The 16,900-nt window shown below is 69.0% G+C and carries 14 protein-coding genes; 6 read left to right on the forward strand and 8 right to left on the reverse strand.

The annotated features are described in order from the left end of the window. Positions 1-109 precede the first annotated feature (109 nt). Together ACFQQL_RS02065 and ACFQQL_RS02070 are read right to left on the reverse strand one after the other, a co-directional pair. Complete coding sequence (locus ACFQQL_RS02065) at positions 110-733, reverse strand: mycothiol-dependent nitroreductase Rv2466c family protein (RefSeq protein ID WP_382390758.1); 624 nt, start codon at positions 731-733, stop codon at positions 110-112. Then, complete coding sequence (locus ACFQQL_RS02070; protein ID WP_382390760.1) at positions 730-1,302, reverse strand: TetR/AcrR family transcriptional regulator; 573 nt, start codon at positions 1,300-1,302, stop codon at positions 730-732. The genes ACFQQL_RS02065 and ACFQQL_RS02070 overlap by 4 nt, the downstream gene beginning before the upstream one ends. A 133-nt stretch (positions 1,303-1,435) precedes the next feature. Here ACFQQL_RS02070 and ACFQQL_RS02075 point away from each other — a divergent pair, with 133 nt between their 5' ends. Both ACFQQL_RS02075 and ACFQQL_RS02080 read left to right on the forward strand, forming a co-directional pair. Continuing rightward, positions 1,436-2,161 carry a MerR family transcriptional regulator gene (locus ACFQQL_RS02075; RefSeq protein WP_382390762.1) on the forward strand — a complete coding sequence of 242 codons (726 nt, stop codon included), beginning with the start codon at positions 1,436-1,438 and terminating at the stop codon, positions 2,159-2,161. Further along, positions 2,158-2,493, forward strand: a complete 336-nt coding sequence (locus ACFQQL_RS02080; RefSeq protein WP_382390764.1) for a YnfA family protein — start codon at positions 2,158-2,160, stop codon at positions 2,491-2,493. The genes ACFQQL_RS02075 and ACFQQL_RS02080 overlap by 4 nt, the downstream gene beginning before the upstream one ends. Positions 2,494-2,520: 27 nt before the next feature. Here ACFQQL_RS02080 and ACFQQL_RS02085 read toward each other — a convergent pair whose 3' ends face one another. Then, complete coding sequence (locus ACFQQL_RS02085; protein ID WP_382390766.1) at positions 2,521-3,591, reverse strand: DUF4037 domain-containing protein; 1,071 nt, start codon at positions 3,589-3,591, stop codon at positions 2,521-2,523. A gap of 323 nt (positions 3,592-3,914) precedes the next feature. Between ACFQQL_RS02085 and ACFQQL_RS02090 the strand changes: the two genes are divergently transcribed. The 3 genes from ACFQQL_RS02090 to ACFQQL_RS02100 all read left to right on the forward strand — a co-directional run bounded on the left by ACFQQL_RS02090 (position 3,915) and on the right by ACFQQL_RS02100 (position 6,576). Then, positions 3,915-4,535, forward strand: coding sequence for a MarR family winged helix-turn-helix transcriptional regulator (locus ACFQQL_RS02090; protein WP_382390768.1), 621 nt, complete (start codon positions 3,915-3,917; stop codon positions 4,533-4,535). A gap of 53 nt (positions 4,536-4,588) precedes the next feature. Beyond that, the gene (locus ACFQQL_RS02095) at positions 4,589-5,755 is read left to right on the forward strand and encodes a YbfB/YjiJ family MFS transporter (protein ID WP_382393754.1); all 1,167 of its coding nucleotides are present in this window, start codon (positions 4,589-4,591) and stop codon (positions 5,753-5,755) included. Positions 5,756-6,336: 581 nt separating this feature from the next. Then, complete coding sequence (locus ACFQQL_RS02100) at positions 6,337-6,576, forward strand: hypothetical protein (RefSeq protein ID WP_382393756.1); 240 nt, start codon at positions 6,337-6,339, stop codon at positions 6,574-6,576. A 353-nt stretch (positions 6,577-6,929) separates the two neighbouring features. Here ACFQQL_RS02100 and ACFQQL_RS02105 read toward each other — a convergent pair whose 3' ends face one another. Beyond that, entirely contained in the window at positions 6,930-10,490 is a 3,561-nt protein-coding gene (locus ACFQQL_RS02105; RefSeq protein ID WP_382390770.1) for a replicative DNA helicase, read from the reverse strand. Positions 10,491-10,788: 298 nt separating this feature from the next. Between ACFQQL_RS02105 and ACFQQL_RS02110 the strand changes: the two genes are divergently transcribed. Beyond that, on the forward strand, positions 10,789-12,162 hold the full coding sequence (locus ACFQQL_RS02110; RefSeq protein ID WP_382390772.1) for an MATE family efflux transporter: 1,374 nt from the start codon (positions 10,789-10,791) through the stop codon (positions 12,160-12,162). A gap of 15 nt (positions 12,163-12,177) precedes the next feature. Here the strand turns inward: ACFQQL_RS02110 and ACFQQL_RS02115 are convergent, their stop codons facing one another. From ACFQQL_RS02115 to rplI, 4 genes are all read right to left on the reverse strand, one after another. After that, positions 12,178-13,272, reverse strand: a complete 1,095-nt coding sequence (locus ACFQQL_RS02115) for an ABC transporter ATP-binding protein (RefSeq protein WP_382390774.1) — start codon at positions 13,270-13,272, stop codon at positions 12,178-12,180. Next, on the reverse strand, positions 13,269-15,005 hold the full coding sequence (locus tag ACFQQL_RS02120; protein ID WP_382390776.1) for an ABC transporter permease: 1,737 nt from the start codon (positions 15,003-15,005) through the stop codon (positions 13,269-13,271). The genes ACFQQL_RS02115 and ACFQQL_RS02120 overlap by 4 nt, the downstream gene beginning before the upstream one ends. Then, positions 15,002-16,114 (reverse strand): ABC transporter substrate-binding protein, encoded by a 1,113-nt coding sequence (locus ACFQQL_RS02125; protein WP_465254011.1) that lies wholly within the window; start codon positions 16,112-16,114, stop codon positions 15,002-15,004. The genes ACFQQL_RS02120 and ACFQQL_RS02125 overlap by 4 nt, the downstream gene beginning before the upstream one ends. 328 nt (positions 16,115-16,442) lie before the next feature. Further along, positions 16,443-16,895, reverse strand: coding sequence for a 50S ribosomal protein L9 (rplI, locus tag ACFQQL_RS02130; protein ID WP_382390780.1), 453 nt, complete (start codon positions 16,893-16,895; stop codon positions 16,443-16,445). Positions 16,896-16,900 lie beyond the last annotated feature (5 nt).

Consider the following 16,900-nt stretch of genomic DNA (forward strand, 5'->3'; position numbering starts at 1 on the left):
AATAGTGCGTAACACCATCATGAGTGTGTAGAGGGAGGCGTACAAAAGGCACCTTGACGTGCGTCAGCCTCGCGGACAGCCGACTACACCACCCAGCTCCGGGGAGCCGTCAGGCCTTGATCTCACGGAGGCCCGGGACGCCGACCAAGAGGAGCACGGCGTCCCATAGACGTGCCCGTTCCTTCTTCGCCGGGAGCGCGTCGAGGACGGGTCCGAAGAAGGCTCGCTGCGTGCCATCAGTGCCCGTGATGGCCAGGATCGGCGTACCGATCTCGGCGTCGATACGGTCGACGCCGTCGTGATGGGAGGCACGCAGCTCGGCGTCGTAGTCCGTGGACGTGCCCGCCGCGGCAAGTTCGACCGGCAGAGCCGCGCGACGCAGCGCCTCGCCGATGTCATTGATCCATTGCCGCTCGGTGCCGTCGGGGTCGGTCCACAGCGCGTCATAGAAGGAGCCGAGCGCGTGGTGGCCGTGCTCGGTCTGGACGGCGACGGCGACGCGGGCGGGAATCCAGAGGTAGCCGTCGGGGTCGTCCTCGGGGTCGTCGTCACGGTGCTCGTTGAGCACCGACAGGCTCATCACCCTCCACCGCACGTCAAGCGGTATCTCGTCGGCGATCTGGGCGATCCATCGCGCGGTGTGGCGCGTGAGCGGGCAGGCAGGGTCGAGCCAGAAGTCCACAGACCATGCGATACCGACACCCTCGGGAGCCGCGACCACTGCGCCGCTCATGTCGGGTCGATCGTCTTGGCGGTGATGCCCTGTTCCAAGGTGCGGGTCACGGTGGCGGCGACGTCGAACTTGGCCAGCGCGCCTTGGGCGACCTGCTCGAACGCGGTGTAGGCCACGCCCCACAGGACCTGTTGCATCCATTCGGCCGTGAGCTGGTCATCGAAGACACCCTCGGCCTGTCCGCGACGGATGAGGTCGATCACTGGGTCGTGGGGCGTCGGCAGCTCGGGCTCGGCTGTCGGCACGACGTCGCGCATCAGCGACTGGTCCCCGAAGACGAACATGATCGCCTCACTGACCGACGCAAGGGCCGCGACCACGCGGCGCATCGCCTCCAGCGGGTGGCCGCTGTCGGGTTGGGCTTCGGCGATCGCGGCGCCGATGACTTCCAGGGCGTGCTCGACGGCAGCATGGACCAGCCGATCGCGCTCGGGGAAGTAGCGATGCAGCGTCGTGCGACCAACCTCTGCTGCCTCGGCGACGTCGGGCAGGGTCGCGCCCCGCTCCCTCGCCCAGGTGTGCACCGCAGCAGCGACGATGGCGCGTTCGGTCCGGTTCCTCGCACTCACGCCCCTGACGGTACCAGCAGCACTCATTTAGGATTTCCTGACGTCGAAAATGGATGTTCACCGTTCCGCTCTTGGTCGCTCGTTTTCGAGGGGCTTGACCTTCGAGTCCAGTTGAAGGCTTACCGTCGGGGACATGAGGATCTCCGAGCTCTCTGCGCGTACCGGCGTGCCGCCCTCGACGCTGCGTTTCTACGAGTCCGAGGGGCTCCTGCCGGCGGAGCGTGCCGAGAACGGGTATCGCGTCTACGGCGAGGACGCCGTCGACAGGCTCGCGTTCATCGCCCAGGCAAAGCACCTCGACCTCCCGTTGCCCGCGGTGCGCGAGCTCGTGACGGCCTGGGAGTCCGAGCCATGCCACAGCGTGCGCGCGAAGTACCGGCCGATGCTCATCGAGCACGCCGCTCGGGTCGACGAGCGGATCGTCTCGCTCCAAGCGCTGCGCTCGACCCTGGCGACGGCCGTCCAGAGGCTGGATACCCTGCCCGACCGCGACGAGCCGTGCGACGCCGCGTGCACGTTCCTCGATCGCGCCGAGCCGGCCCTTCCGGTCGTGTCCGAGCCTCGAACTGCGATCGCGTGCTCGCTCGACGGCGACGACTACGGCGCCCGGGTCGCCGACTGGCACGAATTGCTGGCGGGCGCTCCGCGTGCCGACGTCGACGGCGGAGTTCGCGTGCGGCTGCCGACCAGCTCGCTGGCGCGTGCCACCGAGCTCGCGCAAGCTGAGCAAAGCTGCTGCGCGTTCTACACGTTCCGGATCGACCTGCACGGCCCGACCTTCGACCTGACGATCACCGCGCCTCCTGAGGCGCGCACGATGCTCGAGGACTTGCTCCCAGCCCAGGAGGCCGCCCGATGAACCTTGCCCGCTCGATCCTGCTGTTCGGCGCCGCCGCCCTCTTCGAGATCGGCGGCGCGTGGCTGATCTGGCAAGGCATCCGCGAGCACAAGGGCTGGGTCTGGATCGGTGCCGGCGTCATCGCTCTCGGCCTGTACGGCCTGTTCGCCACGCTCCAGCCGGACGCGAACTTCGGGCGGGTCCTCGCGGCGTACGGCGGCGTCTTCGTCGCCGGCTCCCTCGCCTGGGGCATGGTCGTAGACGGCTTCGAGCCCGACCGATGGGACGTGACCGGCGCCCTCATCTGCCTCGCGGGGGTCGCCGTCATCATGTACACCCCGCGACCTACCTGATCCGTTCTCCGTCTGCTTCGCCGGCCGTCAGCCGGCTGGCTTTGCGAGTGCTTCGCGGTACTGGGCGGTCAGGCGGGCGGGCCAGTCGGTGTGGGTGACGATGGCGTCGTCGGCGTGGGTCAGTTGGTCGATGCCTCCGACCTGGACGAGGCTCCGGAGCTGCGGATCGGTGATGGTCGCGCGCAGGGCGTCGATGTAGTCGGCTGCGTTGATGACGTCGTAGGGACGCACCGCGTCATTGATGCCGACGTCGAACGGGCCACGGCGCGGCGTGACGGCCGGGCCGAGGCCGATGTCGTTGTGGCGGTGTCCGAGCCAGGTCAAGACCTCGCCGATGGCGCGTGTCGCGACCGCTCCGTCGGAGGCGAGTGCCGTGGTCAGGGACGGAGTGAGAGGTCCCGCCGCGTCGAGTTGGTTGAAGGCTGCTCCGAACCACTTGTCGTAGGGCCAGTAGCGGCGCTCCTGGAGGAACGCGAGTTCCATCGCGAGCCGGCACAGCCGTGCGGTCAGGAGGCGCTCGCCGAGCGTGTCCTCCGTCTCGATGCAGCGAGCGCGGAGGGGCTCGGTGTTGCCGATCAGGTGCCAGGAGCTGAGCATCATCCAGGCCCAGACCTCGGCGGGGTACCACCGCACCGACTTCCGGACTCGGCTGAGCTCGCCGGTGTCGTCACGGAACACCCGTCCGGCCGTGACGTTCAGGAGGCGCTGCTGCGGCAGGCCGAGCCAATCCGCATGGTCCATCCCGACCCGTGGGTCGAGACCCAGCGTGGCAACGATCCAGTCGTCGAACGTGGTGACCTCGACATGATGAGCTTCGGTGCCGGACGCGAGCGCGAACCACCTGGTGGCGAAACCGTGGAAGAGCGACGGGAGGCCGTCGTCGACCCTTGCCCGCACGGCGTCGACGTGCTGTTCGGAGACGAATATCTGTGCCCGCGGACCCCACTCGTGGTCCATGGAGCGGGCGGTGTCGAAGCCGAGCACCTCGGAACCCTCACCGAGGAGGCACGCAGCGTGCGGCACGTCGACCAGCGGTGCAACGGCCTTCGCGTAGAAGGCTTCAGCCAGGTCAAGCCCGGGCACGAATCGGCGGACCATGCTCCGGGACGCTACACAGCGAGCGGGCAAGCCACGCGATACGCCAGCACACTCGTCGGCGTCAGTCGTGCACGAGGGCGATCGTGTCATTCGCCCCGAGGTCCGGCATCGTGCCGTTTCGGGCAAACTCGCGTTCCGAGTCGCGCCCCGTCGCCGTGGAATTGAACGGACGGCTCCTGCGGCGACGGATGAGCATCGCTACGGGCCGCTGACCTGCGGTTGTACCGGGTCTTCGCGCTCCCGAACTTTGAGTCCCGGTTCACTCTTCGTAGACCAAGCCGTAGCGGGTGGACAGCATGAGGGGGCACTGATATGCATGAGTTATGCATGTCGATCGGGCGCGAGTTGGGAACCTGTTGGGCGCCGTCTCTCTGGCGGTCTCGGACTTGACGCTTACGGGAGCCGCGCGCACAGCAGGCGTCAGTTCGACTGCGGCGTCCGCACTGGTCACGTTGTCGGTGCGACCGGGATTGAGTGTCACCGACCTCGGACGGCGTGTGGGACTGAGCCAGCCGGCGGCGGCGCGCATGGTCGAAGGTCTTGAGTCGGCCGGTCTGGCGGAGCGTCGTCGGGGGCGACGACGTGGCGTCGCTGTTCATCTGACGAGTGCGGGTCTCGAGGTCGCCGGCCGAGTGCTCGGCACTCGAGAGGAGTCCCTTGGGGAGCTTGTCGACGCCCTGGATCCCTCTCAACAGGGTCAACTCTCCGAACTGTTGACGGTCCTGCTGGGTGGGCTGTACGGCCGGATCGGCAACGCGCAGTACATATGCCGGCTCTGTGACCGCGACTCGTGTCAGAGCGATGCTACGTGCCCGATCGGCGATGCTGAGGAGGCCGATGGAGGTGACACGTCCACCGCCAACCGTGGCAGGCTGATAGCAGGACTGGTCCGTGAGTCCGGCGTACGTCGCGATCGTCAGCCTCCTTCCCATAGCCACGAGTGATGGCACCCCCGGGCGGTGCGACCCGAGCGGCTGATCGGCGCGAACGCTTGGCGATGCTCGCGATTGCGACCGGGCTTGCTCTGATCCCGGCCGTAGCTTCCGGCTTCTCGAGGTTTGCGTACGCCCTCGTACTTCCAGCGATGCGGTCGGCCCTGGGCTGGTCCTATACGACCGCGGGAGCCGTCAACACGGCCAGCGCCATCGGGTTCCTTCTCGGCTCGCTGGGCGCCGCCGCAGTGACCATCCGCTGGGGCGAGCGCCGCGTACTCGTGACCAGCTTGGTCTTGACCGCGGCCATCGTCCTCGCCTCTGGGGTCACTGGTGCTATCGCTGTCGTGGTCCTTATGCGCTTGCTGGCAGGTGTCACGGCGGCCGTTGCCTTTGTCGTCGGGAGTGTCTTGGCTGCGCGGTTGGCGCGAGCCGCGCCACCACGTACGGGCGCAGTGGTGCTGGGCATCTACTTCGGCGGCGGCGGCGGGTTAGGAGTGGTCATTCCGGGGCTCGTCGTGCCTGCGGCTATCCAAGGGACGAACTGGCAGACAGCGTGGCTCGCGCTCGGACTCATGTCGGTCGTGGGTGCGGCCGTTGCCGTTTGGTCTGCCCGCCTAGTCCCTGGGCCCGTCAGCGACGCACCGGACTCGCGCGCTGGGCTCCTCCGCTGGCCGATACGCACGCTGTGGCCATTGCTGTGGGGCTACGGGTTGTTCGGCGCCGGCTACATCCCCTACATGACCTTCATTGTCGCCCACCTCGAAGAGGAAGGGGCGAACGATCTCCAGGTGTCCGCCTTCTGGGCAGTGCTCGGCCTCGCCGCGGTCGCTGGCTCCTGGCTATGGAGCCCCGTCCTCGGCCGGAACGAAGGCGGACAAGCCCCGGTATGGACCTTGGTCGCCGTCTTGGTCGGATCGGTGTTGCCGCTGATATCTGGTTCACTTCTCCTTTCGTTCGTCTCGGCGACCATCTTCGGCGGGTCATTCCTCGCAACGCCCTCCGCAGTCACCAACTACGCTCGCAATGCCCTGCCACAACATTGGTGGAGCAGCACGATGGCCGCGCTCACCGCCACCTTCGCGCTCGGGCAGTGCCTCGGACCCTTGCTCGCCGGCGCATTCTCAAATGGGCGCAACGGCGTTGGCACCGGCCTGCTCATTGGCGCCGGGCTGCTCGTAGCCAGCATCGCCCTCACCCTGCGTCAGCCGCGACGGGGCGATGCCTCATGAGCAGCGCGCGGACGAGCTGCAATGCACCTGACTTGGGTCACGTGTCCTTGTTCGGCGTGACCGTGTCGCGTTGACCTGCGAGCCAACTTGAAGCGCGGAGTACCCCTCGAGGCATCCATCATGTGGACACCTACATAAAGTACAAGGGCTCAGTTCTGAAAGTTCGCTGCAAATCGACAACACCTGTCGACTTGCAACGGAGATTGCACGGACACGCCGGTCTACTTTGCGCGATCTCGGGCGCGGCGGCCGGTTTGTGCAATCTGCGTCCACAGGGCCGGCACGGCCGGCCACTCGGTCGCATGGTGCGGTATCTCGGAGACGCTCAGTCGATTCGGTCACCTTCCACGGCCGGGTGAATGCGGTAGTGACACGCTGGTCTCGCGTACGGCGTTCGGCAACCCGGCAGCTGGATGCGAGAACCAGACGATCGCATCGAGGATTCGCACTAGCGGTCGATCGATCCCTTCACGGCGCTGGAGGAAGCGATTCATGCCGCCGACCTCGGCGCGTATTTGTCGGACGCCACGGCGTACGTTGACGCGCTCATCGCGCACTCGACGGACCAGCCCGAAGTCGAGGTGTTCCAGTTCGAAATGATCGTCGAGGCCACGCGTCGGCACGAACTGCGTGAGCCGATCCGCGCGCTCTACCGGCGATACACCGTTGCGCTCGGCACGGATTCCAATCGCGATCCGGCACTCTCTCGAGCGCTGTTCGCGTCCCTCGATGGCCTCATGCTGCAGTTCTTCAGCCATGCGATCACGGCGGACGAGCTCCGCGACGCAGTGCGGGCCCTCGCCGCCGCTGTCCGGAGCTGAGCCCCGCAGACGACGCGGCGCCGCCAGCGGTCGCGACGCATAACAGCGCGTGGTCGCGGCAGCATCCCTGGACACGGTCGGTCAGCGCGCCCCTCCGCGAGCGGGACGGGGTGCCGGGACTGGTCGGCATCCAGCGTGTGCGCCACTGCCGAGACCCCGTCGAGCTCGGTCGGCAGCGCGGCGAGCAGGCTGGAAGGCGGTGAACTCCTGCCTGCCGCCGGCAGTGGCCGCTCACATCACCGAAGGCAACGCGCTGCTGTGGGCAACTGCCGCCATCGACCGGGCGAGGAGTAGGTCATGTCACATGCCGGGTTCGTCTGTGACATCTTCGCTGCAAATCAACAACCGGGCCGTCAGCGCGCCATATCGACGAACCGCGAGTAGTGACCCTGGAATGCCACGACGATCGTGTCGGTCGGGCCGTTGCGGTGCTTGGCGACGATGATGTCCGCCTCACCGGCGCGCGGGGACTCACGCTCGTAGGCATCCTCGCGGTGCAGCAGCATGACGACGTCAGCGTCCTGCTCCAAGCTGTTGTGGACCGCGACGCCGTTGGCGATGAAGTTGTGGCTGCCAGCGACCGTGGCGTCGAAGACCTTCTCTTCGCCGTCGGGCTCGATCGCAACGACGCGGTCCCAGAGGAGGTCGTTGACCGCCATCATCTCGAGATCGTCATCCTTCAGTGCAGTGGCTATCCGTGCCAGGCGTGCCCGTGAAGGCTCAGTCTTGAAGAGAGTGTTCCCGCAGTACCGGGTGCCGATCGATGCCTGGAACGCGCGGTGCGTGATCTTCTGCTCCTCGAGGATGCGCCGCACATCTGTCCAGACGGCCAGCGGCACCGTGTCGACGTTGGTGTTCGCCTTGATGTCCTTGATTCGCGCCAGGAGGAGGTCAGCCTTCTTTCCGCGGGCACCGTGCACGCCGATCCGCTCGAGGAAGATGCGCTGTTCCTCCAGGCCCGAGACGTCCACCGAGTATCCGGGTCGGTAGCCGGTCTTCGTCGAACTCCGGATACGGGCGTCGATCCCGAACCGGAGCAAGAGGTTCGCCACGCCGTCGGCGAAGCGTCGGGACGTCGTCGCGTAGTACACGCGGCCGGCACGACCATTCGGGTGAAGAACGATCGAACCGTCCGTCGACCAAAGGTGCCGCAAGAAGAGCGCGATCTGCCGCTTCGGGAGGGCGAAGACCTCGTCGGGTACGAACTTCTCGTGGCTGCGTGCACCGAAGAGTCCCATGCCGTCGAGCCACAGAGCGATCGGGTTTCGCTTGCCGTGAGTCAGCCGATAGGGAGCAGGCAGCCGGAGCGTCGTGCACCGTGCCGCGGCATACTCGTCCCTGACAGGCGTAATTCCGAAAGCCTCAGCCGCATCGGTCACGGCGGCGAGGTTGTCTTCGTCGATCGACGCGTATCGGATGGGCTGCCGCTTGACGAACGACCCATCTCCCAGCAGGTGCGCGAGCATGATGACCTTCCGGTCGTCCCACTGCGCCTCCTCGGATGGCGCCGGAACGTGCCGCGGGACTCCGATCCGAGAACCCGGCTCGAGCTCGTCCAGCGGCGTCCAGCCGTCATAGGTCAGGAACGGGTGGTTCCCGGTCGCGCGGATCTCCCGGCCCGAGGCGAGCCTCATCCGGAAGACCGGCTTCACTCCAGTGGAGAACACCGACGTGATGTGACGGCGCACGTACTTCAGGCGCTCGTCGAGTGCCCAGACCGGCACGTCGTTCTCGCCGGACAGGAAGAGCTCGCCCATCGTGACCTCGGCGCCGGTGTCGGCACGCATGACCCTGGTCTCCGCGGTCAGGCAGCCCGACTCGCGAAGGTCACTCATCATGGGCCGCTTGTCGGTGCGTGTCTCCGGACCGCGGTTGAGCTGAGCGACGGCGATGACCGGGACCTCGATCTCCTTCGCGAGGAGCTTCAGCGCACGAGAGAACTCCGAGACCTCCTGCTGCCGCGACTCGACCTTCTTGCCCGAGCTCATCAGCTGCAGGTAGTCGACCACCACGAGCTTCAGGTCGTGCCGCTGCTTGAGGCGCCGGCACTTCGCCCGGATCTCCATCAGCGACATGTTCGGGCTGTCATCGATGAACAGCGGGGCGTCTGAGACCTTGGACATGGCCGTGGCCATGCGGGTCCAGTCCTCCTCGCGCATGGTGCCCTTGCGCATGTTCTGCAGCGGCACCTGCGCCTCGGCGGACAGCAACCGCATGGTGATCTCGGTGCGGCCCATCTCCAGGGAGAAGATCACCGACGCGAGCCCGTGCTTGATCGACGCCGAGCGGCAGATGTCCAGGGCGATGGTCGAGTTATGGGTCGGCACCATCGACCGGGTCGCCAGATAGAGGTGGCTCGGGTGGTCGACCTGGACACAGCGAACCGGGACGCTCGCGACCTTTTTGACGCTGGTGATGGCGCGAGTTGCTCGCCACGCCGCAACGCTCGTCCGCAGCTTCTTGTGGAGAAGCTGCTTCCGCTGAAGCGTGAAGACGTCCTCGTCGGCATCGAAGGTGAGTCGGACCGGTACCGGTGACTCCCGTTCCGCCGGTACGTGCTGCGAGGACCAGACGGACGCGTAGCCCAGCCCGTGCACGAGCTCGGCCACATCGGTTCCGAGCCGCGCCGGCAGCGTGATCTCGACCTCGCCGTCCTCACGGACGTCTCCCTGGACGTCGAGGAATCCAGCAAGCAGCTCTCGCCGCTGAGACACACCCGCGCGCAGGTACTCGTTCGCAATGCCGTGCCGGTCGAGGCCGGCCTCGCGCACCCGAGTACCGAGCGTCGACAGCGGTCCGCTGGCGGCTTCCACGCGCATCTCGACCTCGGGCTCCACGGCGCTCGCCGGTCGGCCGTCGCGAGCGAGCCAGACTCCCAGCGCGTACGGTGCGACCGGGAGGTCGGCGTCGGGCAGGTCCAGCGGCATGGTGTTGCGGACGCGGTGCCGGCCGTCGGCGCCGCCGGTCGAGGACGTCGCGATTGTCTCGGTCGTCCGTACCCCAGGAGTCTCGCCGTCGCCGAGCTCCGTCAGCCACTGGTGCTCCGCGTCCGCCACGACGGTGGTGCCGTCGTCGAACGTCAGCTCGTAGCACGGCCGCTCGGTCATCACCTCGGTCGCCGCCACGACCTTCGTGGGCGTCCCGTCCGCGGAGATGAGCTCGTCGCCGACCTGGACCTCACCCATGGTGGTCCACCCGGAGGGGGTCGGCAGCGGGGTGTCGAGGGCGAGCGCCTTCCCCATGGCCGGCCTGGCCGCGACGATGATCATCTGCCCCGGGTGCAGGCCGTTGGTCAGCGAGTCGAGGTCCGCGAACCCGGTCGGCACGCCGACCATGGCCTCGCCCCGGTCGGCGGCGGCCTCGATCTCCTCCATCGTCGGGTTGATGGTCTCCCGCAGCGGGACGTAGTCCTCGCTGGTGCGCCGCTCGGTGACGGCATAGACCTCGGCCTGCGCGTTGTCCACGAGGTCGTCGACGTCGCCGCCCTCGGTGGAGTAGCCGAGCTGGACGATCCGCGTGCCCGCCTCGACCAGCCGGCGCAACACCGCCTGCTCGCGCACGATCCGGGCGTAGTAGCCGGCGTTGGCCGCCGTCGGCACCGACGAGATGAGCGTGTGCAGGTAGGGAGCGCCGCCGATCCGGCCGATCTCGCCGCGCTTGGACAGCTCTGCCGACACCGTCACGGCGTCGGCGGGCTCGCCGCGGCCGTACAGGTCGATGATCGCCTCGTAGATGATCTCGTGCGACGGCCGGTAGAAGTCGTTGCCCCGAAGCTCTTCGACGACGTCGGCGATGGCGTCCTTCGAGAGCAGCATGCCGCCGAGGACCGACTGCTCGGCGGCGACGTCCTGCGGAGGCGTCCGGTCGAACGCGTCCCGGCCGTCGACAGCCGTGCGCTCCTCGGCGATCGTCAAGCGATCCTCACCCCCCTCGGGTCGTGTTCACCCTGGTCTATCGGTCACCACCCACATCGCTGGTGGCCGGTGCTCATCGTGCGACCTCGCGAGACTAGGCCGCGCCGCGCTCAGGATCGAACTGGGGATGTGCATGCAACCTGCCTATCCTGTGGATGTCCTGTGGACCCTTCCCACGGGGATGTGCACAGTCCGGGGATAACTCTGTGGGTAACAGCCGTGCGATTCCTTGGTACGGCCAGCATCGGCGTCTCCACAGCTGTGCACACACTGTGGATCGAAGAAGGAACGCTGATCGGTGGACGACACGCCCGAACCTCGAGCGAACCCTGAACCAGAGGTCCACCGACTGCGGGGCCGTGCGCTGGATCGGCAGATCCTCTCCCTCGCCGTCCCGGCGCTCGGAGCGCTCGTCGCCGAGCCCGTCTTCGTCCTCGTCGACTCCGCCATGGTCGGCCACCTCGGGACCGCCCAGCTCGCCGGCCTCTCGCTGGCCTCGACGATCCTCACCACCGCCGTCGGGATCTTCATCTTCCTGGCGTACGCGACCACCGCGGCCACCGCACGCCGGGTCGGCGCCGGGGACCGCTCCGGAGCCATCACCGCCGGCGTCGACGGCATGTGGCTGGCGCTGCTCCTCGGCGTCGCCACCGCCGTGGCGCTCATGGTCACGGCACCGCTCCTGGTCTCCGGCGCGCCGCCCGACGTCGTCCCCCACGCCGTCGACTACCTCCGCTACTCCGCGCCCGGCCTGGTGGGCATGCTCCTCGTCCTCGCCGCCACCGGCACGCTTCGCGGGTTGCTCGACACCCGCACGCCGTTCGTCGTGGCGGTCAGCGGCGCGCTGGCCAACATCGGCTTCAACGCGCTGTTCATCTACGGCGTCGGGATGGGGGTCGCCGGATCAGGCCTGGGCACCGCGGTGACCCAGACCGGCATGGCACTGTGGCTCATCGCGGTCCTGCTCCGGCGGGCACGCGGGCTCGACATCGCCCTGCGTCCACGCCGCTCCGGCATCTGGGCCTCGGCCCGCGCCGGCGTGCCGCTGCTGATCCGCACCCTGACGCTGCGCGTGGCGATCCTGGTCACGATCGCGGTGGCCACTTCCCTCGGCGCCGTCACCCTGGCGGCCCACCAGGTGGTCACGGCGATGTTCGGCCTCGCCGCCTTCGCGCTCGACGCCCTCGCGATCGCTGCCCAGGCGCTGGTCGGCCAGTCACTCGGCGCCGGCGACCCGCACCACGTCCGCGCGCTGCTGCGGCGCTGCCTGCAGTGGGGCGTCATCGGTGGTGCGCTCCTCGGCGTGGTCATCGCTGCCGGTGGCTGGTGGCTGGCACCGCTGTTCACCGGCGACGACGACGTCCGGCTCGCCGCCGCCGTCGGCCTCGCCGTGCTCGGCGTGACCCTGCCCGTCGGCGGCTGGGTCTTCGTGCTCGACGGTGTCCTCATCGGCGCCGGCGACGGCCGCTTCCTCGCCTGGGCGGGCCTGATCAACCTCGTCGCCTACCTGCCGATGGCGGGCCTCGTCCTGGCGTTCGCTCCCGACGGCGCCGCGGGCCTGGCGTGGCTCTGGGTCGCCTTCGGTGGCGGGTTCATGCTCGCCCGGGCCGTCACCAACGGCGTCCGCGCCCGCGGCACCCGCTGGATGGTGCTGGGCGCCGAACGCACGTGAGACCGTGCGCGCTGCTCACGCCTCCAGGCTCACGCCCTCGCGCACCTCGACGCGGTTGCCGTCGGCGTCGAAGTAGGCCTCCGGGCGCGGCGGGAGCCGCAGGCGGGTGCTCGACCCGGGCTCGACGCGCGTGGTGCTGACGACCGTCAGCCGGTCGCGCCGAACGTCACCTGGCCCCGCGAACCCGGTGACCAGGTGGCGCCCCGCCGACGGCGTGCACTCGACGACGTCGAACTCGATGGTGCCGTCCGCGTCGATCGCGAGCTCCTCCGGCCGGTACATCGCCGACCGCACGTCCGCGCCTGCGGGCAGTGGTGCGATCGGGACGCCGCCGAACGTCAGCGACCCGCTCTCCGGACGACCGGGGAGGAGCACCGCCGGGGGCGACCCCAGGAACGCGGCGACGAACTCCGTCGCCGGACGCTCGAGGAGCTCCTGCGGTGTTCCGAACTGCTCCAGCCGGCCGTCCTTCATGACCGCGATGTGGGTGGCGAGCGCGAGCGCCTCGACCTGGTCGTGCGTCACGTACACGCTGGTCGCACCCGACTCCCGGTGCAGCCGGCCCAGCTCGGCGCGGGTCTCCACCCGCAGGCGCGCGTCGAGGTTCGACAGCGGCTCGTCGAAGAGCACCACGTCGGGCCCGGGCGCGATGGTCCGCGCGATGGCGACGCGCTGCTGCTGACCGCCGGACATCTCCGCGGGCGTCCGGTCCGCCAGCTCCTCGATCTCCAGCGAACGCAGGACCTCGGCCACCCGGTCCTCGCGCGCCGAGCGGCTCCAGCCGTTCACCTGGAGGGGCCACGCGACGTTCTGGCGCGCCGTCATGTGCGGCCACAGCGCGTAGCTCTGGAACACCATCCCCAGGCCTCGGCGCGCGGCAGGGACGGTGACGCCCCGGTCGCCGTCGACCACCACCCGCTCGTCGAAGCGGATCGTCCCGCTCGTGGCGTCCTCGAGCCCGGCGAGCATGCGCAGCGTGGTGGTCTTCCCGCATCCGCTCGGGCCCAGCAGCACGGTGAACGCGCCGCTCGGGATGTCGATCGTCACGTCGTCGACGGCGACCTGCGGGCCGAAACGCTTGGTGAGGCTGTCGAGGTGGATGCGGGTCATGCTTGCTTCTTTCGGTCGGCGCGGCTGCCCAGTCTCTGGGCGGCCAGCGTCGCGACCACGGAGATGGCCGCGATGACGAGGGTGATGGCGTTGGCCTGCTGCCGGAACCCTTCCGAGGCGTACTGGAAGGTCATCATCGACAGCAACGGATTGGCGGGAGTGACGAGCAGGACGACCACCGACAGGTCGCGCACCATGGTGACGAACACCAGCAGGCCACCGTTGAGCAGGCCTCGCGAGACCAGCGGCGCGGTGATCCGGCCGAAGCGGCGCGGGGCCGAGGCGCCGGTCATCAGCGCGGCGTCGTCGAGCTCACGGGACACCTGGCCCATGGCCGACGTCGCCGTCTGGAAGGCGAACGGCAGGCTGGCCGCGATCCCGGCGAGCACGAGGATCCAGAACGTGCCGTACAGCGACGGGAACGGGCCGACGGGGGTCCCGAACTGGGCGATGAAGGCCGCACCGAGCGCGACGCCGGGGATGAGGAAGGGGACGTAGCTCAGGTTGCCGATAACCCCGTTCGCCACCCGAGCGCGGGGCATGTGCCGGACCACGTACGCCGCGAGCACGGCGAGGACGACGGCGCCGAGCGCGACGGCCAGACCGAGCCTGATCGTTCCCCAGAAGGCACCCAGCACCTCGGGGTTCCGCAGCACTCCGCGCATCCCGTGCGAGACGGCTGGATCGGACCGGCCGATCCAGTAGTGCCAGGTCAGGCCACCGTCGAAGGTGTTCGTCCGGCGCTGGACCGTGCTGATCGCCAGGATCACCCCGGGCAGGATCGCTGTCGCACCGACCAGCACCCACGCCGCGGCGGTCAGCGGCACGCGCCAGGGGCCGGTGCGTGTGGTGCGCGCGCGGGTCGCCTTGCCGGTGATGGTCGAGAAGGACCGGCCCTTCGTGAGTCGGTTGCCGAAGTACAGCACGGCCCCCGCGACCACGACGAGGATGATGGAGAGCACGTAGCCCCGGGCGGTGTCTCCGGTGGAGATCGCGCCGTACAGCCGGGTGCTGAGGGTCTGGAACCGGACCGGCAGCCCGAGCAGCGCGGGCACGGCGAAGTTGCTCACCCCCTCGGCGAAGGCGAGGAGGAACCCGGACAGGACGGCCGGTGTCACGGCGGGGATGACGATCCGGCTCGCGATGCGCGAGCGAGACGCGCCCGTCAGCTCGGCCGCCGCCACCAGGTCGCCCCCGACGTTGTGGAGCGCCGCCGCCACGACGACGAAGCTGAGCGAGTAGTAGTGCGCGGTGAGCGTCAGCACGCTCGGCACCGCGCCCCACGCGAGCCAGTCAGGGACCGGCACCCCGAGGGAGAACAGCAGCCCGGTCTCGCCGCCGATGCGATCGTTGCGGAACACCGACTCCCACGCGAGCGCGATCGCGAAGCTCGGAAGGGCGAACGGGATGGCCGCGAGCGCGCCGATCGTGCGTCGACCGGGGATGTCGCTCATGACGACGACCCAGGCCAGGAACGCGCCGCACAGGGTCGACAGGAGACCGGTCCCCAGGCCGACCACGACAGACGCGGTCAGCGGTTCCCAGAGCAGCGCCCGGGCGACGGTCCCCGTCAGGACGTCCGACCAGGCGCCGTCCGCGTCGTCGCCGAGCGTGGCGACGAAGAGTCCCCACAGCGGCAAGGCGACCAGCGCGAGCAGGACGGCGATGACGACGGCGGACAGCCACGCGATCGGGCGGCGGGCCGTCGTCGCCGTCCGGGCCCGGACGGTCACTGAATCGTGAGCAGGAAGTCAGCCACGTCACCGCGGTGCTCGGCCGAGGCCTCCGGGTCGATCTGCCACGCGCCCAGCTCCTCGAGGCTGACGGCGTCCTCGAGGGCGGCCACGTCCGTGCGGGTGGGGTAGTCGCCCGCCACGTAGAACGGCTCGTACGCGACGCCGCCCGTCTCGCTGTCGTCGCCCATCATGTAGTCGATGAGCAGGCGCGCGGCCGCGGGGTTCTCGGCGTTCGCCGTCACGCCCAGCATCGCCGGGAACACGATGCCCGGCGACGGCGCGGCGCCCGCGGCGACCTGCAGCGCCCAGCCTTCCTCCTCGTTGTCCCGGCGGTCCGAGTACGAGGTGAAGCCCACGGGCGGGTCCTCCTGCCCGGTCGCCCCGACTGCCGCGTTCACCGTGTCCGTGTCGTCGACCAGGACGACGTCGTTCGCGTACAGGTCCGCCAGGAACTGCATGCCGGCGTCGGCCACGCCGTCGGCGAGCGTGATCTCCTCGCCGAAGTGCTCCTCGTACGCGGCCGCCATCTCCTCCGCCTGCAGAGACATCTCGGTCGCGAGGTCGAGATAGTCGCCGCGCACGTTCGGGTCGACCATGACGACCTTGCCCGCCCACTCCTCCTCGGTGAGCTCCCACAGGTTCTCCACCGGAGACCCGTCCGGATAGGCCTCCTCGTTGTACATGAGGACCTTGGTGGACAACCGGTTGGCGACCAGCGGCGCCTCGTACTCGTCGGGTAGCGCCTCGGCGACCCGTTCGGGCACGTACGGCGTGAGGACGCCATCCTCCATCAGCTCGGTCACGACCACGGGTGCGTCCGACACGTAGGCGACGTCCGCGGTCGCGGCACCGGCCTGGTGCTCGCTCGCCAGCCGCTGGATCAGCTCGCTGGAGGAGATGTCGCTCGGGACGACGTCGATCCCGGGGTACTCGGCCTCGAAGCTCTCCTCGATCTGAGCGATGCGACTCGTGAAGGAGTACACGACGACCTGGCCCTCCTCGCCGGCCATCTCGGCCAGCTCCTCACGGCTGAGGGTGTCCCAGTCGACGTCGTCGGCCGGCGCGGCCTCACTGGTGCATGAGGCGAGGGCCAGGGCGGCGGTCAGGGGCAGGACCGTGGCAGCGGCAAGTCGGCGAGACACAGGGGACTCCTTCGTCGGTTCGGTGGAGGGGTACCGGAGAGGTCGAGAACGAGCGGGCACAGGTTGACGTCGCGTCTCCGCGGAGACGCGACGAGACCCGTGGGAGCACCCGACGACGGTAGGCACAGTCCGTGCACGCACCGGCGCCAACCGGGAGAAGTTCACGTGTCGTTCGTCGAATGTTCCGCCCTCGGTACGGCCTGAGACCACGCCCTTGCGGGACGAGGAGCTTGGACAAGCGAAACGGCCCGGTCCCATGCGGGACCGGGCCGTTCGAGGGTGCGTCAGTGCGTCACTTGGACGGCACCACGTGCACGTCCACCGTGGCGCGGACGTCCTCGTGCAGCCGCACGTGGACCTTGTGGTCACCGAGCGACTTGATCGGGGCCGGGACCTCGACCTTGCGGCGGTCCAGCTCCGGGCCACCGGCGGCCTTGACCGCGGCAGCGATGTCGGACGACGTCACGGCACCGAACAGGCGGCCGGAGTCGCCGGCGCGGACGCTGACGGTCACCGGGGCGGCCTGCAGGCGGTCACGGACGTCCTGGGCCTCCTCGAGCGTCGCGATCTCGCGGCTGCGGCGTGCGGCGCGGATCGTGTCGACCTGCTTCTGGCCGCCCTTGGTCCAGCGCGTGGCCAGGCCGCGGGGGACGAGGTAGTTACGGGCGTACCCGTCCTTGACCTCGACCACGTCGCCGGCGCTGCCGAGGCCGGTGACCTCGTGCGTCAGGATCAGCTTTGCCATCGTGT

It is taken from the genome of Georgenia alba, assembly GCF_042665525.1.
Lineage (GTDB): Bacteria > Actinomycetota > Actinomycetes > Actinomycetales > Actinomycetaceae > Allobogoriella > Allobogoriella alba.